Annotated in this window: 19 protein-coding genes; 11 read left to right on the plus strand and 8 right to left on the minus strand. The window is 73.1% G+C overall.

Annotated elements, in window-relative coordinates; genetic code table 11:
* The first annotated feature begins 52 nt into the window (after positions 1-52).
* A complete protein-coding gene (locus IF89_RS0116445; RefSeq protein WP_063831306.1) occupies positions 53-424 on the plus strand; it encodes a hypothetical protein in 372 nt (123 codons plus the stop codon).
* 213 nt (positions 425-637) lie between these two features.
* Entirely contained in the window at positions 638-2,161 is a 1,524-nt protein-coding gene (locus tag IF89_RS0116455; RefSeq protein WP_030767731.1) for a serine hydrolase, read from the plus strand.
* A 77-nt stretch (positions 2,162-2,238) separates the two neighbouring features.
* Here the strand turns inward: IF89_RS0116455 and IF89_RS0116460 are convergent, their stop codons facing one another.
* Positions 2,239-2,841 (minus strand): PASTA domain-containing protein, encoded by a 603-nt coding sequence (locus IF89_RS0116460; RefSeq protein ID WP_030767735.1) that lies wholly within the window; start codon positions 2,839-2,841, stop codon positions 2,239-2,241.
* Positions 2,842-3,155: 314 nt separating this feature from the next.
* Complete coding sequence (locus tag IF89_RS0116465; RefSeq protein ID WP_234327776.1) at positions 3,156-4,205, minus strand: M4 family metallopeptidase; 1,050 nt, start codon at positions 4,203-4,205, stop codon at positions 3,156-3,158.
* Positions 4,206-4,486: 281 nt separating this feature from the next.
* On the opposite strand from IF89_RS0116465, the gene IF89_RS0116470 reads away from it, so the two are divergent.
* Positions 4,487-6,079: an APC family permease gene (locus tag IF89_RS0116470; protein WP_078628336.1), complete on the plus strand. Its 1,593-nt coding sequence runs from the start codon at positions 4,487-4,489 to the stop codon at positions 6,077-6,079.
* Between the two features lie 65 nt (positions 6,080-6,144).
* Complete coding sequence (locus tag IF89_RS0116475; RefSeq protein WP_030767743.1) at positions 6,145-7,782, plus strand: flavin monoamine oxidase family protein; 1,638 nt, start codon at positions 6,145-6,147, stop codon at positions 7,780-7,782.
* Positions 7,783-7,884: 102 nt separating this feature from the next.
* On the opposite strand, the gene IF89_RS0116480 is transcribed toward IF89_RS0116475, so the two are convergent.
* Positions 7,885-8,529, minus strand: a complete 645-nt coding sequence (locus IF89_RS0116480; protein WP_030767746.1) for a DNA gyrase — start codon at positions 8,527-8,529, stop codon at positions 7,885-7,887.
* 64 nt (positions 8,530-8,593) lie between these two features.
* On the opposite strand from IF89_RS0116480, the gene IF89_RS0116485 reads away from it, so the two are divergent.
* Both IF89_RS0116485 and ligA read left to right on the plus strand, forming a co-directional pair.
* Positions 8,594-9,709, plus strand: coding sequence for an AI-2E family transporter (locus tag IF89_RS0116485; protein WP_030767748.1), 1,116 nt, complete (start codon positions 8,594-8,596; stop codon positions 9,707-9,709).
* Between the two features lie 90 nt (positions 9,710-9,799).
* A complete protein-coding gene (gene ligA / locus IF89_RS0116490) occupies positions 9,800-11,872 on the plus strand; it encodes an NAD-dependent DNA ligase LigA (RefSeq protein ID WP_043194023.1) in 2,073 nt (690 codons plus the stop codon).
* Between the two features lie 75 nt (positions 11,873-11,947).
* Here ligA and IF89_RS0116495 read toward each other — a convergent pair whose 3' ends face one another.
* On the minus strand, positions 11,948-13,081 hold the full coding sequence (locus IF89_RS0116495) for an aromatic acid exporter family protein (protein WP_030767754.1): 1,134 nt from the start codon (positions 13,079-13,081) through the stop codon (positions 11,948-11,950).
* A gap of 202 nt (positions 13,082-13,283) precedes the next feature.
* On the opposite strand from IF89_RS0116495, the gene IF89_RS0116500 reads away from it, so the two are divergent.
* Genes IF89_RS0116500 through IF89_RS0116510 form a run of 3 tightly spaced genes read left to right on the plus strand, consistent with a single transcriptional unit; the run spans position 13,284 to position 17,049 of the window.
* On the plus strand, positions 13,284-13,892 hold the full coding sequence (locus IF89_RS0116500) for a 2Fe-2S iron-sulfur cluster-binding protein (RefSeq protein WP_078628342.1): 609 nt from the start codon (positions 13,284-13,286) through the stop codon (positions 13,890-13,892).
* Positions 13,889-14,908 (plus strand): FAD binding domain-containing protein, encoded by a 1,020-nt coding sequence (locus IF89_RS0116505; RefSeq protein WP_030767759.1) that lies wholly within the window; start codon positions 13,889-13,891, stop codon positions 14,906-14,908. The genes IF89_RS0116500 and IF89_RS0116505 overlap by 4 nt, the downstream gene beginning before the upstream one ends.
* Before the next feature lie 29 nt (positions 14,909-14,937).
* A complete protein-coding gene (locus IF89_RS0116510; protein ID WP_030767761.1) occupies positions 14,938-17,049 on the plus strand; it encodes a xanthine dehydrogenase family protein molybdopterin-binding subunit in 2,112 nt (703 codons plus the stop codon).
* A 61-nt stretch (positions 17,050-17,110) separates the two neighbouring features.
* Here IF89_RS0116510 and IF89_RS0116515 read toward each other — a convergent pair whose 3' ends face one another.
* A complete protein-coding gene (locus IF89_RS0116515) occupies positions 17,111-17,479 on the minus strand; it encodes a PRC-barrel domain-containing protein (RefSeq protein WP_030767763.1) in 369 nt (122 codons plus the stop codon).
* Positions 17,480-17,712: 233 nt separating this feature from the next.
* On the opposite strand from IF89_RS0116515, the gene IF89_RS42110 reads away from it, so the two are divergent.
* Positions 17,713-17,886 (plus strand): CsbD family protein, encoded by a 174-nt coding sequence (locus tag IF89_RS42110; RefSeq protein WP_078628338.1) that lies wholly within the window; start codon positions 17,713-17,715, stop codon positions 17,884-17,886.
* Positions 17,887-18,006: 120 nt separating this feature from the next.
* Here the strand turns inward: IF89_RS42110 and IF89_RS0116525 are convergent, their stop codons facing one another.
* On the minus strand, positions 18,007-18,906 hold the full coding sequence (locus IF89_RS0116525; RefSeq protein WP_030767765.1) for an inorganic polyphosphate kinase: 900 nt from the start codon (positions 18,904-18,906) through the stop codon (positions 18,007-18,009).
* Complete coding sequence (locus IF89_RS0116530) at positions 18,903-19,916, minus strand: SPFH domain-containing protein (RefSeq protein WP_030767767.1); 1,014 nt, start codon at positions 19,914-19,916, stop codon at positions 18,903-18,905. The genes IF89_RS0116525 and IF89_RS0116530 overlap by 4 nt, the downstream gene beginning before the upstream one ends.
* A 250-nt stretch (positions 19,917-20,166) precedes the next feature.
* Here IF89_RS0116530 and IF89_RS0116535 point away from each other — a divergent pair, with 250 nt between their 5' ends.
* Positions 20,167-22,035: a copper resistance CopC/CopD family protein gene (locus IF89_RS0116535; protein WP_078628339.1), complete on the plus strand. Its 1,869-nt coding sequence runs from the start codon at positions 20,167-20,169 to the stop codon at positions 22,033-22,035.
* 28 nt (positions 22,036-22,063) lie between these two features.
* Here IF89_RS0116535 and IF89_RS0116540 read toward each other — a convergent pair whose 3' ends face one another.
* Positions 22,064-22,816, minus strand: coding sequence for a DUF1775 domain-containing protein (locus tag IF89_RS0116540; protein ID WP_051807121.1), 753 nt, complete (start codon positions 22,814-22,816; stop codon positions 22,064-22,066).
* Between the last annotated feature and the right edge of the window lie 155 nt (positions 22,817-22,971).

Here is a 22,971-nt window from a genome sequence, read left to right on the forward strand (position 1 = left end):
GGGAAGCAGCCCAACCGATTCAGCAACGCCGGGTTACGGAGAGGAGTTGGCCGTGCCGACGCCCTTGGACGGATCCATCGAGCAGGCGCACCGGAAGGTCGCGGAGCTGGACGAAGCCGTCATCGACCTGGTCCGCAGGCGCACCGCTGCCCACGCGGACCTCGTCGCCCTGCGGATGCGGGCCGGGGTCCCGGCGACGGAGCTGGCACGCGAGAACCAGGTCCTGCGCCACTACGGCCAGGCGCTCGGGCCGAGCGGCACGGCACTCGCCCTCCTCCTGATGGACCTCGCACGCCGAACCCGGGAGCCGCAGGCGCGCATCCCGGCCCGGCTCCGGCGCGAGGGGCACCCGGCCGCTGCCGAGACGCCGGGGAGCGGCGTCGGCGGTGATCGCGCAGCTCGGCGCCGCCGAGGGTCCGCCTGACCGTGCGGTGGGGCGCTGCGACGCCGGCTGCGCCGACGGCGAGGACCCGACGGCCTTCCACCGGACCGAACGCCCCTGACCTGCGCAAACTGCCCACCGTCCGATGGTCGTGGAACCGGAGCGGACGTGTGCGGGACGGCCGGGGGAGCCGGACCGCCCGCGCCCGCCGCCGGCTACAGCGCGCCCGGAGCCGAACCGGCGTTGAATGGACGTATGCCATACAGCAGCAGGCGCAGGGGACCGGCACTGGCCGCCGGGCTCGCCCTGGCGGCCGGCGTCGTCGCCGCCGCACCGTCGCCGGACCCCGGCGACTTCGACGTGGGGAGGGCCCTGGACACACTGGACGCGCAGGTTCAGGACGGCATGCGGCGCACCGGGGTGCCCGGAGTCGCCGTGGCCGTGGTCCACGACGACAAGGTCGTCCACCTCAAGGGATACGGGGTCCGCAGCACCGACTCCCCGGGCGGGAAGGTCGGCCCGGACACCGTCTTCCAGCTCGCCTCGGTCTCCAAACCGGTCGCCTCCACCGTCGTGGCCCAAGCCCTCGGCGCCGACGGCCTCGACGACCCGCTCAAGGGCATCTCTCTCAAAGATCCGTGGGTGAGCTCGCACGTCACCGCGGCCGACCTGCTCTCGCACCGCTCCGGTCTGCCCGACCACTCGGGCGACCTCCTGGAGGACCTCGGCTACGACCAGGCGTACATCCTGTCCCACCTGCGCCACGAGCCCCTCAGCCCGTTCCGCAGCAGCTACGCGTACACCAACTTCGGCTTCACCGCGGCCGCCGAGGCCGTCGCCACGGCCAAGGGCGTGCCCTGGGACAAGCTCTCCGACGACCTGCTGTACAAGCCCGCGGGGATGACCCACACCAGCTCCCGCTTCAGCGACTACGAGAAGGCGGCCGACCGCGCCCTGACCCACGTCAAGACCCCCGACGGCACCTGGAAGCCGCGCTACGTCCGCAACCCCGACGCGCAGACCGCGGCCGGCGGGGTCAGCTCCAACGCCCGGGACATGGCCCGCTGGCTGCGCCTCCAGCTGGGCGGCGGAAAGATCGACGGCAAGCAGGTCATCAACAGCGAGGGCCTGGCCGCGACCCACGTCCCCCACAGCATCAGCCAGCCGCCCGGCGAGGCGAATGCCCAGCCCTCCTTCTACGGCCTGGGCTGGAACGTGCGGTACGACGACCGCGGGCGGCTGCGCCTGAGCCACGCCGGCGGGTTCGCACTCGGCGCCAACACCAACGTCACCCTGGTTCCCGCCGAGAAGCTCGCCATCGTGGTGCTCACGAACGGAGCCCCCGTGGGCCTCCCCGACTCCGTCGCCCTCAACTTCCTGGACACCGCCGAGTACGGCAAGCCCAGCCGGGACTGGCTGCCCCTGGTGGGCAAGGTCTACGAGCAGCAGTTCAGCGAGGGCCGCTCGGAGACGGACTACGCCAAGCCGCCCGCCGACCCGCGGCCGGCCCGCGCGGACAGCGCGTACACCGGTGCGTACACCAACCCGTTCTACGGGCGGGCCACCGTCACCGCCGGCCCGAACGGCGGGCTGGTGCTGCGCCTGGGCCCGAAGCCGATGGACTTCCCCCTGACCCATTACGACGGGGACACCTTCAGCTTCGAGACCGTCGGCGAGAACGCCGTGGGCCGCACCGGGGTCACGTTCACCGACGGCCGGATGCGGGTGGAGTACCTGGACGCCAACGGCCTGGGCACCTTCGAGAAACCGGCCCGCTGAGGCACCCGCCCCCGCGCTGCGCCCCCTCCGGATCAGGACCGGCTCAGGCGGAAGGGGGCGTGGCGCCTCTTCGAGGGTTACGGGCAGTTCTCGCCGAACTTGACGACCCCGACGGAGATCTTGTCGGTGACGGGGACGGCTTTGTCCTTGGGGTCCTGGTCGCAGATCTTCCAGTTCGTCAGGAGGAGCACCGTGCGCCCCTGGCCGCTGACGTCATGGAAGGAAGTGGCCTTGTAGCCGTCGGGGAAGCCCGCCTTCTCGAGTGCTTCTACGAGCAGATCACCGGACTTGCCCGTCATGTCGGGCACCTGTGCCGTCTGCGGTGCCGCTTCCGGCGTCGGCGACGCTGCGGGCGCCGCGGCCGCAACCGGTGGTGCCGCGGTGACCGTGACCGTGGCGGTGACGGTGACGGTCACGGTCGGAGCGGGCTTCGCTTCCGCAGGCTTCGCTTCGGAGGGTGACACAGCTGCGGCGATCATCGTGGCTATGAGGAACAGGGCGACCATGCCCCCGCAGCCGAGGACGGTCTTCTGCTTGGCGTTGAGCTGACCGGCGGACTTGCCGGCGTCGCTCTGCGGCTGGGTGGGCAGGGTGTAGCCGGTCGCGGCGAACGCGGGCGCCGGTGCGGGAGTGGTGTCCGGCTGCTGCGGGTTGTCGGGCGCGGGGGTGGGCATGGTCATGCAGTGCTCCTGCGGAACGAGAAAGGGAGCCCCAACTTGGTGCGGTGAAGTGGGGGTTTCACACTCACGCCGGGAGCTGGCGGCGCTCAACATACAGGTTGAACACAGAACAACACCAGAGTCGGTGATCGGCATGGAACAGACGGCCCACAGCCTTGCTGACCTGCGGCGTCGGTAAAGAGCGGGCAGGTTCGGCCGCTCCGGGTCGCGTGGCCTCCGCGAGAGGAGGGCCCGAGCCCCCGCGTCACCGCCGTGCGGTGCCCGCGGGGGAACGGGGGAGGCGTCGTCGGGGGACGGGGCCGGAGCGGGCCGGGTCAGACGCCGGGGATCTCGCGGGCCGCGAAGGCGGCGCGGACCTGCTGCGCGGCCGCGGCACCGTACATCCGCCCGGCGGTCGCGACCGTCGTGCGGGCCGCGTCCGTGAAGCCGGTGTCGGGGGCGAAGCCGAACTGCGCGTTCACGATGATCCGGTCGGCGGCGCGGGCGCCGAGCGCGCCGCGGATGTCCAACAGGGCCCGGGACCAGATCTCGCCGTCAGCGTGGACCTGGCCGACGCGGTCCGCGTAGACCTTGGTGCCGTCGATCCGGCGCAGGCAGTGCGGGGCGGCGCTGTAACCGGTCGAGTCCCAGTCGGCGACGCAGCCCAGGTCGGTCCGGCGGGTCCATCCGTACCGTGCGCCGGCGTGCTCGCCGACCGCGACGGCCAGGTAGTCGCCGAAGGCCTCGCCGATCGCGCCGGCCTCGGGCGAGGCACCGAACCCGGGCACCTGGGCCTCGTGCACCGCGTGTCCGTACTCGTGGACGACCACCTCGGCGTCCTCGGCGTCGTCGACCCCGCCCTTGCCGAAGCGGATCTCGTCCTTCTTGTCGGTGAAGAAGGAGTTGTCCGCGCCCCACTGGTTGATGCGTACGGGCTGCACCCGGTCGTTGGCGCCCGGCAGTTCCGTGCCGAAGCCCAGGGACTGGAGGTACTCCTGCGCCTCGTTGACCCAGAAGTAGGCCATGACCTGCTCGAACCGGTCGTCGTGCCGGGTGTAGCCGGCGGCCTCGCCGGCCTTGGCCGACGCGCCGGTGTCCGAGCGTACGGAGGCCCAGCGGCCCTGGAGTCCGCCGCCGGCGTCCAGGTTGCGCAGCGCGGCCAGGGTGTACGCGGTGGCGGGGACGGCGGAGTCGGCGTCCTTGCCGTCGGTGAGCGCCTGGTCGCCCGTGGCCTGGACGGGGTTGACCATGAAGATCCGGCCCTGCGGCGCGATGGAACCGGCGGCAGGGGCAGGGGGTTGTGCGGTGGCCGGTCCGGCGAGTGGGAAGAGCGCCACGGTGGCGATGGCCGCGGCGAGCAGGCCGCGGGGTGTGCGGCGGGTCATGGACATCCTCCGGGGTGGGAAGGCGGGGTGGGCGTGACACGGGTGGGGCGGGCGTGATCCTCGCCCACCGGGCCCTGCTGTGAACAGACCCCTGACAAGGTCGGGATCGGCCGTCGGGCCGACTCGCGGCCCCGAAGTGCGGGAACGGCGCCTGACCCCCCGACAACTCGTCTGCTCCGCACGGCGATTACCGGACCGCATGCCGATTGTGGGCTGCGTCACGCACCGCCAGAGTGGCCCGCCTCACGTCGGGACACCCAGCACGAGCGGAAGAGGACGACATGTCCAACGGTTCCACCGGCACCCCCCGATCCACCCGAACAACCCGCCCCGCAGGCGGGGTCCAGCGCCTCAAGGCGAACTCCGTGGGCCTGGTCGGCGTCGTCTTCATGGCCGTCGCCACGGCCGCCCCCATCACCGCCATGACCGGCAACCTCCCCATCGCGGTCGGCTTCGGCAACGGAACGGGCGCCCCCGCCGGGTACCTCTTCGCCACCGTTGTCCTGACCGTCTTCGCGGTCGGCTACGTGGCCATGGCCAAGCGCATCACCGCCGCGGGCGCCTTCTACGGGTACATCTCCCACGGACTCGGCCGGATCGCCGGCATGGCCTCCGGCATGCTGGCCGTCCTCGCCTACGTCGTCTTCGAGGCCTCGATCGTCGGCGTCTTCTCCTACTTCGCCCGGACCACGGTCGCGGACCAGTTCGGGGTCGACCTCCCCTGGGTGCTGTACGCGGCCGGGATGCTCGCCGTCACCGCCGTGCTCGCCCACTTCGACATCAACCTGACCGCCAAGGCCCTCGGCGTGATGCTGGTCGCCGAGATCGCGGTCCTGTTCGCCGTCGCCACCGCCGTACTGGTCGCGGGCGGCGGGCCCGACGGGATCCCCGTCGAGCCGGTCGACCCCCGGAACGCCTTCACCGGTACCTCCGCCGGCCTCGGACTCTTCTTCGCCTTCTGGTCCTGGGTGGGCTTCGAGTCCACCGCCATGTACGGCGAGGAGTCCCGCGATCCCAAGCGGGTCATTCCCAGGGCCACGCTCATCTCCGTGGTCGGCGTCGGCCTCTTCTACATCTACGTCTCCTGGATGGCCATCGCCGGCAACGGCCTGGCCGGGTCCGTGGAACTGTCCGCCTCCGCATCCCCCCTCGACCTCTTCTTCGCCCCCACCCGGCAGTTCATCGGCGCCTGGGCCGTGGACGCCTTCCAGTGGCTGCTGCTCACCGGCTCGTTCGCCTGCGGGATGGCCTTCCACCAGTGCGCCGCCCGCTACCTGTACGCCGTCGGCCGCGAACGGTTCCTGCACCCGGCGCTCGGCCGGACCCACGCGCGGCACGGCTCCCCGTACGTCGCCTCGGTCGTGCAGACCGTCATCGCGGTGGCACTGGTCGCGGGCTTCTGGCTCACCGGCCAGGACCCGTACCTCCACCCGTACACGCTGCTGGCGATCCTGGGGACCATGGCGATCCTCATCGTCCAGACCCTGTGCTCCTTCGCCGTCATCGGCTATTTCCGCCGGAACCACCCCGAGGACCGGCACTGGTTCCGGACCTTCACCGCGCCGCTGCTCGGCGGGATCGGGATGACCGCCGTCGTGGTCCTGCTCGTCGTCAACATGGAGACCGCGGCCGGCACCGCCGCCGGGTCCGTCTTCTTCAAGCTGATCCCGTGGATCGTCGGAGCCGTCTTCTTCGGCGGACTGGGCCTCGGCCTGTGGCTCAGGGCCAAGGCGCCCGAGCGCTACGAGGTCATCGGCCGCATCGTCCTGGAGGACAGCGCCGAGCGCGCCGACGACGGCACCGGGCCCGGTCCCGACGGCACCACCGGCCTGCCCGCGCCCCCCGCGTCGCCCGCGTCCCCCGCGAACGCCTGATCCGCGTACGCCTGACCCCCGTTCGTCCCGTCCCTCGTCGTCCGATCCGCGAAGGAGCCCCCGCCATGGCCCGTACGCCCCTCATGCACGCCCTCCGCCGGCTCACCGCCGAACACGCCGCCGCCCGCCGCCTGCGCCTGCCCGTAGCCGACGTGCGCGGCCTCGGCCGCCGGGAGCTGCTGCGCCGAGCGGCCGCCCTCGGCCTCGGCGCCGCCGCGGCGGGCGTCGCCGCCGCGCCGGCCCGCGCCGCGATTCCCGCGTCCGCCCCCGACGGCAAGAGGCCCCAGCCGGCCCGCGTCGCGGTGGTCGGTGCGGGCATCGCCGGCCTCACCGCCGCCCTCACCCTCCAGGACGCCGGCATCCCGTGCACCGTCTACGAGGCCCACCCGGACCGTGTCGGCGGCCGGATGTGGACGCAGCGCGACCACTGGGCGTACGGGCAGACCTCGGAGATCGGCGGCGAACTGATCGACACCAGCCACAAGAAGATGTTGGAGCTCTGCCGCCGCTTCGGCCTGCGGACCGAGGACTTCCTCGGCGGCGGCCCCAACGGGGCTGAGGAGGTCCTGTGGTTCAACGGCACGTACTACTCCCGCACGCAGGCCGACGAGGACTTCAAGGCCGTCTACCAGCAGCTGCACCGCGACCTCCAGGACTCCGGCGAGGTGTCCTGGAACTCCACCACCCCGGCCGGCACGGCCCTGGACAACATGACCCTGTACGAATGGATCGACAGCAGGGTCCCCGGCGGGCACGGCTCACCCCTCGGCCGCTTCATGGACGTGGCCTACACCGTCGAGTACGGGGCCGACACCACCGAGCAGTCCGCCCTCGCCCTGGTCCTGCTGATGGGGTATCAGCCGAACCCGGGCAACTTCAACGTCTGGGGCCTGTCCAACGAGCGCTACCACATCGTCGGCGGCAGCGACCTGCTGCCGAACGCCATCGCCGCGGCCCTGCCCTCCGGTTCGATCGTCATGGGCCGCCGGCTGGTCGCCGTGCGCGCCGGCTCCGACGGCACCCAGACCCTCACCTTCGACGACTCCGGCGCCACCCGCACGGTCGTGGCCGACCACACCGTCCTGTGCCTGCCCCTGCCGGTCCTCCAGGGCGTCGACACCTCGGCGGCCGGTTTCGACCCCCTCATGCAGAACCTGCTGCGCGATGCCCGGATGGGCGCCTGCACCAAGCTCAACATGCAGTTCGGCAGCCGCCCGTGGCGCGGTACCGGCCCGTGGCCCGGAGTGTCGGCCGGCGACTGCTTCACCGACTCCGAGGTCCAGCAGACCTGGGACACCACCAAGCTCCAGCCCGGCACGGGCGGCGTCCTGCTCCAGTACGGCGGCGGGACACCGGCGCGCGCCCTGACCCCCGCCGCGCCGTTCGCCACCGAGTCCGACCCCTACGTGCGGGGGCTCGCCGGCCGCATGCTCACCGGGATCGATGCGTTCTTCCCCGGTACGAAGGCCGCGTGGACGGGGCGGGCGCAGCTCTCCGCCTGGCACCGCAACCCGTACTCGCTCGGCGCGTACTCGTACTGGCCGACGGGGTACCTGCACCGGTACGCGAAGTACGAGGGCACCGCGCAGGGCAACGTCCACCTCTCCGGCGAGCACTGCAGCTACGACTTCCAGGGCTTCATGGAGGGCGGGGCCACCGAGGGCGAACGGGCCGCACGGGAGGTGATCGCCGCCCTCACCTGAGCCGGCGGATCGCGGGCCTGCCCCGGAGCGGACGTGCGCTTCGCCGTCCTCCTGCGCACCGGACCACCGGGGGAGGGCGGGCCCCCGACGGCCGGCCCCCGGTCACGGAGCCGACGGGTACTCGCCGTCGCGCCGGTCGTCGAGAGAGACCGTCAGGTGGGGCCAGTGCTCGGACCACCGCACCACGTCGGCCGCCGTCAACGACCACGCCGACGGCGGGGCCTCGTCCGGCAGGAAGCGGACGCAGGTTCCCGTGGTCCCGTCGGCTTCGACGGGCTGCAGTCCGGTCACCGGGACGCCGTGCTCGTAGCGCTGGGTCCAGGCTCCGTCGAGACGGCGGTTGGTGTGGATCAGCCACTCACTGAGCGCTGCGACGACGGACATGCCACGACGCGGATGTCCGTCCGGCAGGCGCTCCGCCTCCGGGAAATCGAAGAATCGGAGATCCTTCGTGGCCATCACGGGCTTCTTCACCACATGGCCGTGCTCGTCGACCCGGGTGTCGGTGCCCCGGCCGTCGTCCTGCACCGACACCGAACCGTCGGGGTGCAGTGTGACGGCACACCGTCCACCGCCTCGGCTCGCAGCCTCGTCAGCGGCGTAGGCGAGGACTTCGAGCACGAGGTGTCCGGGCCCGCCCGGCGCGAACTGCGCCGACCCCCGGCGGACGAGGCCGAGATGCTGCCCGTCGACGGCCCCGGCCCAATCGTGCGTGGTGTTGACCCAGGAGGTCCTTCGTCCGTCCATGGAGCAATTATCCGCCGGGTGCGCGGCAGGCGGCAGGGGCGTCCGGTGTGACTAGGGTGGCGTCATGTCTGCCATCCTGAGTTCCGCAAAGGCCGCTGCCGCGCTCCGCAGGTCGGCGCGGGTTTCCGCCGAGCTGCTGGTGGTCGCGGTCATGGCGGCGGCGACCCTGTGGATCCTGAGCCGGATGTGGTCGGTCGTCTGGCCCCTCATAATCGCGCTGTTCCTCACCACCCTCACCTATCCCCTCGCCGCCTTCCTGCGACGACGCGGGTGGCCGCCCGCGTTGGCGGCCTCCGTGGTGACCGTGCTGTCCCTCCTGGTGGCCGCGGGCATCGTGGCGCTGATCGCCGTCCCCGTGGCCTCCCAGTCGGGCGAACTGGTCACCGGCGTCACCGAGGGCATCCAACGACTGCGTGAGTGGGCGGCCGGACCGCCGCTGAACATCGGCGACGACCAGATCGCCGGTGCCTCCGACGCCGCGATGGACCGCCTCCAGAACAGCATCGGGAGCGCGGTCTCCACCGTCGCCCTCGGAGTGAGCACCGTCTTCAACGGCCTGGTCACCGCCGTCCTGGCGCTCTTCCTGATGTTCTTCTTCCTCAAGGACGGGCCCCGTTTCCTGCCGTGGCTCACCCGCCAACTCCCTGGCCGCCTCGCCACGCACCTTCCGGTCGTGGCGGCACGCAGCTGGGAGACCCTCGGTTCGTTCGTCCGGTCCCAGGCCTTCGTCGGGCTCCTCGATGCCGTGTTCATCGGCCTCGGCCTGTGGATCGTCGGCGTACCCCTGGTGCTGCCGTTGGCCGTTCTGACCTTCGTGTCCGCGTTCGTGCCGATCGTGGGGGCCCTGTTCGCGGGCCTGGTGGCGGTGCTCATCGCGCTGGTGTCGAACGGCCTGACCGACGCGCTGATCGTCCTGGCCATCATCGTCGCGGTGCAGCAGCTGGAAGGAAACGTCTTCCAGCCCATGATCCAGAGCCGCAGCCTCGGTCTGCACGCGGCGGTGGTCCTGCTGGCGGTCACCCTGGGCGGCAGCCTGGCCGGAGTCGTGGGCAGCCTGCTCGCCGTACCGGTCGCCGCGCTCATCGCCGTGGTCTGGAACTACCTGCGCGACCAGCTCAGCGAACCGGCGCACGAACCCGAAACGGGTGAAGGGCCTCCCGCCGCGCCCGCCCCGGCATAGGACCGCGGACTCCGCCCGCCCGACACCCGTCCCGCCCCCGGGGCCGACGCTCGGCCCCGGGGGCGGGCCTTGTCAGTGGTGGGCACCATGATGACCTCCATGACGGAAAACAGTGCCCTGCTCACTCCTGCCGCCTACGTGGAGGCCGTGACGACCGCCGTGGCGGCGTCGGCCGCCTACTACGGCGACGGGACCACCCCGCTCGGCGACGACGAGTACGACGGGCTGCTGCGTGCCATCGCGGCCTACGAGGAGGCCCACCCGGACGAGGCGCTCGCGCAGTCGCCGACCGGGAAGGTGGCGGGCGGGGCCGTGCAGGGCGACGTGCCGCATTCGGTGCCGATGCTCTCCCTCGACAACGTCTTCGATGCCGACGGGCTCGCCGAGTGGGCCGCAGGGCTGGAACGACGCCTGGGCCGCCCGGTCGCCGGGTGGTGCGTGGAGCCCAAGCTCGACGGCCTCGCCGTGGCCGCCCGGTACCGGGGTGGTCGGCTCGTCCAGGTCCTCACCCGCGGCGACGGGCTCGCAGGCGAGGACATCACCCACGCCGCCGACGCCGTCCTCGGCCTGCCGCCCGTCCTCACCGAGCCGATCGACGTCGAGCTGCGCGGCGAGGTGCTGCTGACGACCGCGCAGTTCGAGGAGGCCAACCGGATCCGGCTCACCCACGAGGCCACGCCCTTCGCGCATCCGCGCAGCGGAGCGGCCGGCACGCTGCGGGCCAAGGACCGGCCGTACCGGATCGAGTTGACGTTCTTCGCCTACGGCGCGATCGGACTGGACGACCTCGGCCACCTCGCGCTGCTGGAGAAGCTCGCCGCCCTCGGCGCGAACACGGCCGCCGCCACGGCCGCTGCCCCGATGCGGTGCGAGACCCTCCAGCAGGTGCAGGAACGCATCGACGAGATCGCGGGTCTGCGCACGGACCTGCCGTTCGGGATCGACGGAGTCGTCGTCAAGGCCGACACTGCCGAGGACCAGCGGCAGGCCGGCAGCGGCTCGCGCGCCCCGAGGTGGGCGGTGGCCCGGAAACTGGCGGCCGAACACAAGGTGACGCGCCTGGTGGCGGTGGAGTGGAACGTCGGCCGGACGGGGATCATCGCCCCGCGGGCCGTCCTGGAGCCCGTGGTCATCGACGGGGTGACGGTCACCTACGCCACGCTGCACAATCCGTCCGACATCACCCGTCGCGGGCTGATGATCGGCGACCAGGTGTTCGTCTACCGGGCCGGAGACGTGATTCCCCGGGTCGAGGCGCCGCTGGTGGACCGGCGCACGGGTACGGAGACCCCGATCGCCTTCCCCGGGGCGTGCCCCCGCTGCGGCGACGCGATCGACACCTCCGAACAGCGGTGGCGGTGCGTACGGGGCCGGAGCTGTCAGGCCGTGGCCTCGGTGGTCTACGCGGCCGGGCGCGACCAGCTCGACATCGAAGGCCTCGGCGGCACGCGGGCGGTCCAGCTGGTGGAGGCCGGTCTGGTGAGGGACATCGCCGACCTGTTCACGCTGACCCGCGAGCAACTCCTCGGTCTGGAGCGGATGGGGGAGACCAGCGCCGCGAACCTCCTCGCCGCGATCGAGACCGCCCGCGGGGCCGCATTGAACCGCGTGTTCTGCGCCCTGGGAGTCCGTGGCACCGGGCGCACCATGTCCCGCCGGATCGCCGCGCACTTCGGGTCCATGGCCGCGATCCGCGCCGCCGACGCGGACACGCTGGCCGCGGTGGACGGCATCGGCACCGAGAAGGCCCGCGTCATCGCGGCCGAACTCGTCGAACTCGCCCCGCTCCTCGACAAGCTCCAGGCCCATCAGGTCGGTACGCAGGTCACCGAGCCGCCGAAGACCGCGGCCGACGCGGAGGACGCCGCCGACGCGGGCGGGGGCGAGGGCGCGGCGGGCGGCCCGCTGGCCGGACAGGCCGTCGTGGTCACCGGTTCCATGACCGGCCCCCTCGCGGCCCTGTCCCGCAACGAGATGAACGAGTTGATCGAGCGGGCCGGCGGAAAGGCCTCCTCGTCGGTCTCCAAGCGCACCACCCTCCTGGTGGCGGGCGAGAAGGCCGGCTCCAAGCGCACGAAGGCCGAGGAGCTGGGCATCCGGATCATCGCACCGGAGGAGTTCGCCGTCCTCGTGGCCGACTTCCTCACCCCTGCCCAGCCGTAGCGCCCGGCCGCCGCAGGCGGGGGAGGCGGTCGGTCACGGGCGGATCGCACGGGAACGGCCCGGCCGCGGCTGCCCTCAGGTGCTCTGCGCCAGGAACCGGTCGCTGTGGTGCAGTTCTTCGAGCAGGCGACCGGCATCGGTCAGCAGGGTGCCCTGCAGGGCGGCCGTCTCCGGTCGGCCGTCTGCGACGAGCAGTGTCCGACGGGCGTGGTCGAGTGCGCGGCCGGCCTGGTCGAGGGTCTGGCTCAGCAGCTGCGGGTCGGTGCGTTCCGGCCGGCCGATGTGGTGGATCGCCCTCGCCGCCGTGCGCAGGACCCCGGCGTAGGCGGAGCGGAACGAGGCCGGCAGCACGGCCAGTTCGCCGCCGGCGACGGCGTGGTCGAGGCTGCGGCCGGCGGAGCGGAGATGATCCTGGCAGCGCTGGCAGACATCGAGTGCTTCGCGGGCCCGTACGAGGGCGTCCGCGGAGCCTTCGATGGTCGGGCGCGGGTTGAGGCGGCTGTTCTCCACCTCCGCGTCGACGGCCTGCCGGATCCGGTCGGCTTCGAAGGACAGCGCCCGCCACTCCCCGCCCAGCCGGTGGACCCGCTCGGCATCGGGGGCTTCGGTCTCGAAGGCGTCGGCGAGCTCACCGATGCGGCTTTCGACGCGGCGGAAGAGGTCGGCGACCGCCTCTTTCCGGTGGACGGTGTGGCGGGCGGGGGCCAGCACCGCGTGCGCCACCACCCCGCAGCCGGCGCCGATGGCCACGGACGCCACGAGGTGTCCGATGTAGTCGATCTGCCCCAACCCGGAGGAGTAGGCGAAGAAGCCGATGATGGCGACCTGTGTGCCGTGCTCGCCCAGCGGACGGAACCGGCCCACCCCGAGCGCCACGAGCGTCAGCAGGGCGAAGGACCAGCCGTGGATGCCGGTGAGGGCGGCGAAGGATGCGGCCAGCGCCGCACCCGCCGTCATGGCGGCCAGGTACTGGGCGCATTCCCGCAGCGAGCGGTACACCGTCGACTGAAGGGCCACCAGAGCGGTGAAGGGGGCGAACGTGGAGACCGTGGGCGGAAGCAGATAGCGGGCCAGCACCCAGGCGACGGTGGCCGCCACCACGGTCTTGACGACGAGGACCAGGTCGTCGCGCTCGTTGCCCGAGGACCTGATTCCGCGCCGCACGAACCCGACGGCGTCCCGTGCCGCTGCCGCGGCCGAAGTCCCCATGTGCTTCCCACTCGGCATCGTCCACCTCCGGCCGGACGCCTGCCCCGGTGCCGGGGCCGCACACGCGAGCCGGCCGCCGACCTGGCACGAGGAGGACGCCACGCCGAGGGACGTATGGCACGGCCCGACCCGGGCAGGTGCCAGGACATACTTCACGTAACCGGATAGGGAGGACACCCTGGTGGCACCTGCACGCGATCCCCTGCACCAGCAGCAGGACGGTCCGCCGTCCGGAGCCGGTGCCCTACGGTCACCTGTCACCCTCCGCGTCAACGGCCGGACCCACGCCCTCGACCTGGACCACCGGGTCACGCTCCTCGACGCCCTCCGCGAGCTGCTGGACCTGACCGGGTCCAAGAAGGGCTGCGACCACGGGCAGTGCGGAGCCTGCACCGTCCTCGTCGACGGCCGGCGCGCCAACAGCTGCCTGCTGCTGGCGGTGACCCTGGACGGCTCCGAGATCACCACCGTCGAGGGGCTGGCCGCCCCCGACGGCGCCCTCTCCCCCCTCCAACAGGCCTTCCTCGACCACGACGCCTTCCAGTGCGGTTACTGCACTCCCGGCCAGCTCTGCTCCGCCGTGGGAGTGCTGCGGGAAGCCGCCGCCGGGCACCCCTCCCACGTGACCGACCCGGCCGCCGCGGCGGACCCGGCAGGCCCGGCCACCCTGACCGCCGAGGAGATCGGGGAGCGGCTCAGCGGCAACCTCTGCCGCTGCGGCGCCTACAACGGGATCGCCGAAGCCGTGGCGGCCTGCGCCGCCGCCGGGGCCCGCCCGGGGCCCGGCCCTGCCCGGGAGGTGACCGGGTGAAGCCCTTCGCCTACCTACGGCCCACCAGCGTCCAGGACGCGACGGCCGCCTACGCGACCCACCCCGGGTCCCTCTACCTCGGCGGTGGCACCAACCTGGTCGACCTCATGAAGCACGGCGTGGAGACCCCCGCCACCCTCATCGACCTCACCCGGCTGCCCCTCCACGCCCTCCAGGAGTTGCCCGACGGAGCCCTCCGGGCCGAAGCCGGTGTATCGAACACCGACCTGGCGGTGCACCCCCTGGTCCGGACCCGCTATCCGGCCCTGTCCCAGGCCCTCCTCTCCGGCGCGTCCGGACAACTGCGCAACATCGCCACCACCGGCGGGAACCTGCTCCAGCGCACCCGCTGCCCCTACTTCCAGGACGTCTCCAAGCCCTGCAACAAGCGGGAACCCGGCACCGGCTGCGCCGCCCGCGACGGAGTGCACCGCGACCACGCCGTCCTCGGCCACTCCGCACACTGCATCGCCACCCACCCCTCGGACATGGCGGTGGCCCTCGCCGCCCTGGACGCGGAGATCGAGCTCTACGACGGCGAGCACGGCACCCGCCGGGTCCCGGCGGCCGCGTTCCACCGGCTGCCCGGCGACCACCCCGAACGGGACACCGTCCTGCGCCCGGGCGAGATCGTCACCGCCGTCCTCCTGCCACCGCCGGCACCCGGCTCCGTGTCCCTGTACCGCAAGGCACGCGACCGCGCTTCCTACGCCTTCGCGCTCGCCTCCGTGGCCGCGGTGCTGGCCCTCGACGACGGCCGCGTACGCCATGTCGCTCTCGCGTTCGGCGGCCTTGCCCACCGGCCCTGGCGTGCCGCGGCCGCCGAGGAACGGCTCACCGGCGCCGTACCCACCGACGAGGTCGTACGGGAGGCCGTCGACGCCGAGCTGGCCGCGGCCGTCCCCCTGCCCGGCAACGCCTTCAAGGTCGACCTCGCCCGCAACCTCGCCCGCGACGCCCTGGCGGCCCTGATCCGCTCCGCCTCCGGCAACCCACCCGCCCCCCACCGGCCGTGACCGCCCCCGAAGAGAAAGGGGGACACCCGATGCCCACCCTGCCCGACAGCCCGTCCGCCCTCGGCAGCCCGGCCCGGCGCAGCGAAGGACGTGAGAAGGTCACCGGCGCCGCCCGCTACGCCGCCGAGCACACACCCCCCGACTGCGCCTACGCCTGGCCCGTGCCGGCCACGATCGCCCGCGGCCGCATCACCGGCGTCGACACCGCGGCCGCCACCGGCGTGCCCGGTGTGATCGGCGTACTGACGCCGTACGACGCACCCCGCCTCGGCGCGGCCGACGACCCCACCCTGCGCCTCCTGCAGGACCTGCGCGTCCCGCACCGCGGCTGGTACGTGGCACTGGCCGTCGCCGACACCCTGGAGGGCGCGCGGGCCGCAGCCGCCGCGGTACGCGTCACCTACGGCAGTGACCCCCACGACGTCACCCTCGACGCCGACCACCCGGACGCCTACACCCCCCAAGAGGCCAACGGCGGTTACCCCGCGCACCGCGAGAAGGGCGACCCCGACGCGGCACTGGCCGCCGCCCCCGTGCGGATCGACTGCGCCTACGCGGTGGCACCTCTGCACAACCACCCCATGGAACCCCACGCCGCCCTCGCCCACTGGGACGGGGAACGCCGCCACCTCACCGTGCACGACTCCAGCCAGGGCGCGGGTCCCGTCCGTTCCGCGCTGGCCGCACTCCTGGAGTTGGAGGAGGAGCAGGTCACCGTCGTCTCGGAGCACGTCGGCGGCGGATTCGGCTCCAAGGGCACCCCGCGCCCCCACGTGGTCCTCGCGGCGATGGCCTCGCGCCACTACGGCAGGCCCGTCAAACTCGCCCTGCCGCGCCCCCACCTGCCCACCACCGTCGGCCACCGCGCACCCACCCTGCACCGCATCCGGCTCGGTGCCCGCACCGACGGCACCCTGACCGCCCTCACCCACGAGGTCACCACCCATACCTCCCGGGTCCGCGAGTTCGTCGAACAGGCGGCGGTACCGGCCCGCGTCATGTACGCCGTGCCCGACCTGCGCACCACCCACCGGGTCGTCGCCCTCGACGTGCCCACGCCGTCCTGGATGCGCGCCCCCGGCGAGGCACCGGGCATGTACGCGCTGGAATCGGCCATGGACGAACTCGCCGACACCCTCGGCATCGACCCGATCGAGCTGCGGGTGCGCAACGAACCCCGCACCGAACCCGACAGCGGCCTCCCCTTCAGCAGCCGTCATCTCGTCGAGTGCCTGAGAGAGGGAGCCGAACGGTTCCGCTGGGCCGAGTGCCGCGAGCCCCGTCGGGACGGCCGGTACCTCATCGGCAGCGGGGTGGCCGCCGCCACCTACCCCGTCCTGATCGCGCCCTCCACCGCCCGGGCGCACGCCCTGCCCGACGGCCGCCACCTCGTCGAGATCAATGCCACCGACATCGGGACGGGCGCCCGTACCGTCCTGGCCCAGGTGGCAGCCCGCGCCCTGGGGGTCCCGCTCGGCTCGGTGTCCGTCGCCATCGGCCACACCGGCCTGCCCGCGGCCCCCCTCGCGGGCGGCTCCGCGGGAACCGGATCCTGGGGGTGGGCCGTCCATGACGCCTGCACCGCTCTGACCGCGCGTCTGGAGCGGCACCACGGACCGCTGCCCGCCGGCGGGCTGTCCGCATCGGCCGACACCACGCAGTCCGCCAAGCAGAAGTCCCCCTACGCCCGGCACGCCTTCGGCGCACACTTCGCCGAAGTACGGGTCGACACGATCACCGGCGAGGTCCGGGTACGGCGCATGCTCGGCGTCTTCGCCGCGGGCCGCATCCTGAACGCGCTCACCGCACGGTCGCAGTTCAAGGGCGGCATGGTCATGGGACTCGGTATGGCGCTGACGGAACACAGCACGCTCGACGCGCAGTTCGGCGACTTCGCCGAGAGGGACCTGGCCTCCTACCACGTGCCGGCGCACGCCGACGTACCCGCGATCGAGGCCCACTGGATCGAGGAGCACGACAAGCACCTCAACCCGATGGGCAGCAAGGGGATCGGGGAGATCGGCATCGTGGGAACGGCGGCCGCGATCGGCAACGCCTTCCACCACGCCACGGGCCGCCGACTGCGCGAACTCCCGCTGACGCCGGACCGCGTACTGGCCGCGCTCGGCGGCGCCGGCTGACACGACGACGGCCGGGACGGCGCATCCGCGCCGTCCCGGCCGTCGTGCGGACCGGCCCCCGTCAGGCGGGGCGGCCGCCGAAGGGCCCGCCGGTGCCGTAGTAGGTACCGAGCTCCTGGCGGTACCCGGTGTCCCCGAGGTGCTTGTCCCGGTGGAATTCGGGGGCTTCCTTGATCTGGTCCTTGGTGCGGTCGACGTAGACCTTCTGCTCGGTCTCGTCGATCCGGATCACCGTGCTCGCCGGGAGCAGGACCTCCTTGCCGAAGATCCACACGCCGGTGTCGACGACCAGGTAGGCGTCGCCGACCTCGTCGGAGTGCTTGTCGACCTTGCCGATGCTGCCGTCGGTCGCTTCGACCTTGTAGCCGGTCAGGTCCGTTCCGGTCAGACGGCCGGCGGTCGGCTTGTAGCTCCACACGTTCTCGGTCATGCGAAAACAACTCCTCAGAAGTGTTCGAGGGCGGGACCTCGGTCCCGGCCCCCACGTTCCTGCAGTGGCCAGTTCGCCCGTGCCCCCGTTCCTCGCATCCATGCACACCCCGACATCCGGCGTCCCGACAACGCACCTCGGCCGGCAGAAGTCGCACGAGGGGGTTTGCGACCGGTGATCGGGAGCAGGAGAGCGGTCACGACCAATCCGGTACAGCAACGAGGAGGTCCCCGATGTCGGGCACGGAGAAGAGCAAGGCGCACGCCGAGCAGGCCAAGGGCAAGGCCAAGGAGGCCGTCGGCCGAGCCGTCGGCAATGAGCGGATGACCGCCGAGGGCGAGGCCGAGCAGGCGAAGGGCCACGCCCGTCACGCCAAGGAGGACGTCAAGGACGCCTTCCGCCGCTGACCGGGGTACGCGCTCCGCGGCGCATGAGCCGTGGCGCGCGCCCACCCCTCCCATCGGCCGGGCCCCGACCTGTTCCCCCCGGGTCGGGGCCCGGCCGTGTTCTGCCGCTGCGCCGGGGAGCTACGCCACCAGGCGGAGCGAGGTTCCCGCGATGCCCAGGCGGACGCTCTGGCCCCAGGTCAGGTGCAGGGCGTCGGACTCCATCCCGTCGCCGAAGACCACCATCCGGTCCGACTCCACGGTGAGCCGCAGGCCCTGTCCGCGGGCGAGTTCGCCGGCCACGCGGGACGTTCCGGTCGCGGGGGAGGGCCACGCTTCGCGGACGAACCACAGGAGCCGGCCTTCGCAGGGCGCGGGCAGTTTCGCGGTGCTGCCGCGCTCCAGCCACAGGGAGCGGAGCCAGCCCGTGGCACCCGTGCCCGTGCCCACCAGGACGCCGGAGGACGCCTGGGCCTCGCCCGGGTCGTTCCCGGTGTCGGGGCCCAGGCGGTAGCGGGCCGTCTGGTGGCCGGGCGGGCCCAGGTAGATCTCGTTGAGTGCGAGGAGGCGCTGGGAGTCGTCGGCGACGGCCTCGACCATCGTCAGCTCCTCCGCCCGGTCCCCGGCGGCGGTCGCGGCACGCAGCAGGGCGGCCGTGTCGGTGCAGCGGTGGCGCACCAGGACCCCGGGATTGCGCCCCGGGTCGGTGTCGATGCCCACGACCGGCTGTCCGCAGAGGTACTTGGCGGTGTTGGCGACCAGTCCGTCCTGGCCGACGACGACCACCACGTCCTCGGGGGCGAACAGGAAGCGGTCCAGGTCCGCCCGTTCCACCCGGGTGCTGCGCCAGGTCAGGGGCACCGCCGCCGCCACGTCCCGCAACGCCTGCTGCGTGCAGTCGTGGCGGCGGACCACCTCGTCGATCGAACGGCCGCGGCTGGAGAGGAAGAACGCCGCCTGCCCGTGCGTCCCGTGCCGGGTGAGCAGTTCCTCGTACTCGGTCCTGCGGTGCACCAGTACCGCCCGTGGGGCGAGGCTCACGCGTCCGTCCCGCCGTCCGGACGCCCGAGCCGGGTGAGGAGCCCGGTCAGGACATCGGGGGAGAGCGTGATGCTCTCGATCCGCGGCAGGTTCTCCGCGAGCCGGCTCGCCGCCAGGGCGTGCAGCGTGCCCGGGTCGGCTTCGCCGTGCACCCGCAGCCAGGCGGCCTGCGCCTCGGCGCGCGCCGCGCCCGTCTCCCGAGCGGCCTCGGCCTCCGCGTGGGCCAGGCGGACCGTGCGGGCCGCCTCGGCCTCGGTGCGTACCCGGTCGGCCGCTGCCTGCTCCTCCGCCTCGCGGCGGCTGTTGATGCCGCGCTGCTCGACCAACTGCTCCTCGCGGCGTGCCAGTTCGATCTGGCTGGCCAGCTCGTTCTCGGCGATGGCGCGTTCCCGCTCCACGGCGACGGCCCGACGCTCGTAGGTGGCCCGGTCCGCCTCCTGCTGGATCTGCTCGCGGGCCGGGGTGCGCAGGGCGCGCTCCACCTCGGCCTCGGGGCGGATCGCGACGACCCGCACGGCCACCACGTCGATGCCGGTGGCCGGGAGCCGGGGCTCGGCCGCCAGACCGTCGGCGACTCGCCCGCGGACGGAGGCGACGCCGTCCACCAGGGCGTCGGCCAGCGGGATGCGGGCCAGTACGTCCAGGGTGTGCTGCTGCGCGGTCTCGGTCAGGAGGGTGGCGATCTGCTCCAACGGCGCTCCGCGCCAGCTCCCGGTGTCCGGGTCGACGGAGAAGTCGAGCCGCTCGGCCGCCTGCGCGGGGTCGCTGATCCGGTAGGTGACGGTGGCCTGCACGGTGACGTCCTGGAAGTCGGCCGTACGGGCGTGGAACGCCATGGCCAACTCGCGTTCGTCGACCGGCACTTCGGACAGCGCTGCCGACAGTGACCGGTACCAGAAGCTGAGCCCCCGCCCGTCGTGGACCAGCCGGCCCCGCTTGTGGTGGCGGATGTGGGCGGTGGGCGCGGAGCGCAGATGGCGCCAACCGAGGCGCCGGGTGATGTCGGCCATGGCGAACCCCCTTGATTTCGTCAATGCGACGATAATGGCGAGGCGTCCATATCGTCAAGAGGACGAAAAGAGTGCGCCCACCAGGACGGCCCGGGAACCGCGCCCGGACCCAAAGCCGACGTGGGCACTCTTTGGCGGAAGTTGCTCAACAAACGTGCGGGGGCGCCACGCGCCGCTATCGTCCGGATCTCCGTGCGCCCACCGCTTGCGGGCGAGCGCCCCCCCGACGCACCCCGGAGGCTTTCTGCCCATGCGCCCAGCACCGGCCACCGCCCGGACTCCGCTGTCCGTACTGGCGCTGCTCGCCGCCCTGTGCGCCCTGGTCCTCGGCGGGGCCGGCCCGGCCGCCGCGCACGCGAGCTTCACCGGCTCGGATCCTGCCGACGGCACCGTCCTGAAGGAGGCGCCCCGGCAGGTCACGCTCACCTTCACCGAGTCGGTGACGTTCTCCGAGGACTCGGTGCGCGTGCTGTCGCCGGAGAACCAGCGGGTGAACCCGGCCCCCGCGCAGCACGCGGACGGCAAGGCCGACACCGCGCGCGTGCAGTTGGCCGACGACCTGTCGCAGGGCACCTACACCGTGGCGTGGCGGGTCGTCTCCGCCGACGGCCACCCGATCTCCGGCGCGTTCGTCTTCTCCATCGGCCAGCCGTCCGAGACCAGCGCCGTGGTGCCGGACGACTCCCCGGACGACTCGCCGGTCGGCCGCCTGTACATGTTCTTCCGGTACCTCGCCTACAGCGGGCTCGCGATGCTCGTCGGCGCCGCCGCGTTCGTCGCCGTGTGCCTCCCCGACTGCGGTCGGGGCCGGCCGGTACGCCGGCTGCTGGCCGTGGGCTGGAGCGTGCTGGCAGCGTCCACGGTGGCGCTGGTGCTGCTGCGCGGCCCGTACGAAACGGCGGGCCGTCTGACCTCCGTGTTCGACCTGTCGCAGCTCGGACGAACCGTCAGCGGGAGGCACGGATTGGCGCTGGTCGTCCGACTGGTGCTGCTCGCCGCTGCTGCCGTGCTGCTGCAACGCTGTGCCGTACGGCTGCGCGAGAGCCGTGTCCGCGGGGTCGCGGTCCTGCTGGCCGTCGCGCTGGCGTCCACCTGGGCCGCCGCCGAGCACGCCTCCGCCGGCATCCAGGTGCCGCTCGCCCTTCCCGTCGCCGTACTGCACCTGCTCGCCATGGGGGTCTGGCTCGGTGGCCTGACCACCTTGGTGGTCGTCCTGCGGGGCGGCGGTTCGGCCGTCCCGGCCTCTGTCGTGGCCCGCTTCTCCACGACGGCCTTCGCGGCCGTCGCCGTGCTCGTCGGCACCGGGATCTACCAGTCCTGGCGGCAGGTCGGCTCCTGGGAGGCGCTGACCACCACGTCGTTCGGGAAGGCCCTCGTCGTGAAGGCCGCCGTCGTGGTGCTGATCCTGTGGGTGGCGGCGCTGTCGCGCCGCTGGACCGCCAAGCTCCTCCACGAGGCCGCTCCCGTTCCCGCCGCACCGCGGATCGTGCGCGAGCCCGTACAGGTGGAGGCGACCGTGGGTGCGCCGGTCGGGCCCGGGGCTGCGGAACCGGCCGGCGCAGCCGCCCCGCCGGCGGTGCCCGACACCGATGCGGAAGGCGGCGGCGTGCACCGGCGCCGGCTGCGCCGGACGGTGGCCGTCGAAGCGGCTCTCGGCGTCGCGGTCCTGGCGGTCACCACCCTCCTCACCGGTACGCAGCCCAGCCGTTCCGTGGCCGAGAGCGCGGCAGCCGCTGCAGCGGCCGCCCAGGAACCCCAGGCGAAGGTGGCCACGGTGCCGTTCGACATGGGGAAGGCGGGCCATCAGGGCACCGTGCAGGTCACCCTGGCACCGGGCAGGGTGGGGGAGAACACGGTCGAGGCGGTGGTGTTCAGCGCGGACGGGGGCCTCGCCACCGTGCCCGAGCTCCGCCTGACCCTCACCCAGGAGGAGCTGGGCATCGGCCCGATCGACGCCGGGCTCAAGGACCAGAAGGGCTTCTGGGCCGTCTACGACCTGCAGGTGCCGATGCCCGGCGAGTGGACGCTGAACATCACGGTCCGCACGAGCGAGATCGACCAGGTGACCGTGCGGGGAAGTGTCCGCATCACCGCGCCCCCGCGGCGGCCGTCGGCGTAGGCCCCGCGGACACGCCCCGGTGACCCGGTCACGGGGCCCCGCGGTTGCGGCGCGTCCACCAGAAGCCGCCCGCACCGCCGAGCAGGGCGACGGCCGCCACCAGGGCGACGGCGCCGGTGCCGCGCCCCGCATCCGCTGCGTCGGACGTCCGCACGCCGACCGGGGACGCCGCCGGGGCGGACGCGGGCGGTGCGGGGGGAGGGGTGCTCGCGGTGCCCGCCGTGCCGTCGGGAGTGCTCCGGTCCGGCGTCGCCGACGGGGCCGGGACGATCGGCTTCGCACCGGGCGCAGCGGGCTGCAGCTTCAGCACCGGAGCCGGGTTGTCGACCTCCCGCCCGTCCGTCGGCGTTTCGATCCACCGCGAGACCGTGCCGTCGGCGTACGTCTCCAGCGTCTTGAACGCCAGCGAGGTCGCGTCCGGCAACTGGCGTACGGTGATGCTGTATTCGGCGTCCGTGCCGGTCGCGAGTGCCGCGCCGCCGACGCTGAAGCCGTCGGAAGTGACGGTCAGCTTCCAGTCGCCGGGCGCCTCCTTGAGGGTGACGGCGCCCGGAGCGATGCCCTGGGGGAGCACGACCCGCAGCCCGGTGATGCCCGCGGTGTCCGACTCCGCCTCGGAGGTGAAGGAGAGGGTGACGTGCTCGGCGAGCGCCCGCGGGTCGGAGGCGGAGACCCCGGCGTGGGCGGCCGCGGGCCCGGCAGCGATGCCCAGGATCACCATCGAGCCGGCGACGGCGAGGCCCGGGCGGCGCAGGGGGCGGTGGATCTGCGAGCTTGGCATGGTGAAGGACCCTCTCGGTACGCGCCGGCTCCGGTCATGTCCGGCTCATCCTCCACCGGCCCCACCGCCCGCGGCCCCCGACTGTCAATTGAGGAGCAGTTTTCCGCTGTCCCCGCACCGCTGTCCTCGCGGCCCACGGCGGGCGGCACGCGCCC

The sequence above is a fragment of the Streptomyces sp. NRRL F-2664 genome (assembly GCF_000719345.1).
Taxonomy (GTDB): Bacteria; Actinomycetota; Actinomycetes; order Streptomycetales; family Streptomycetaceae; genus Streptomyces.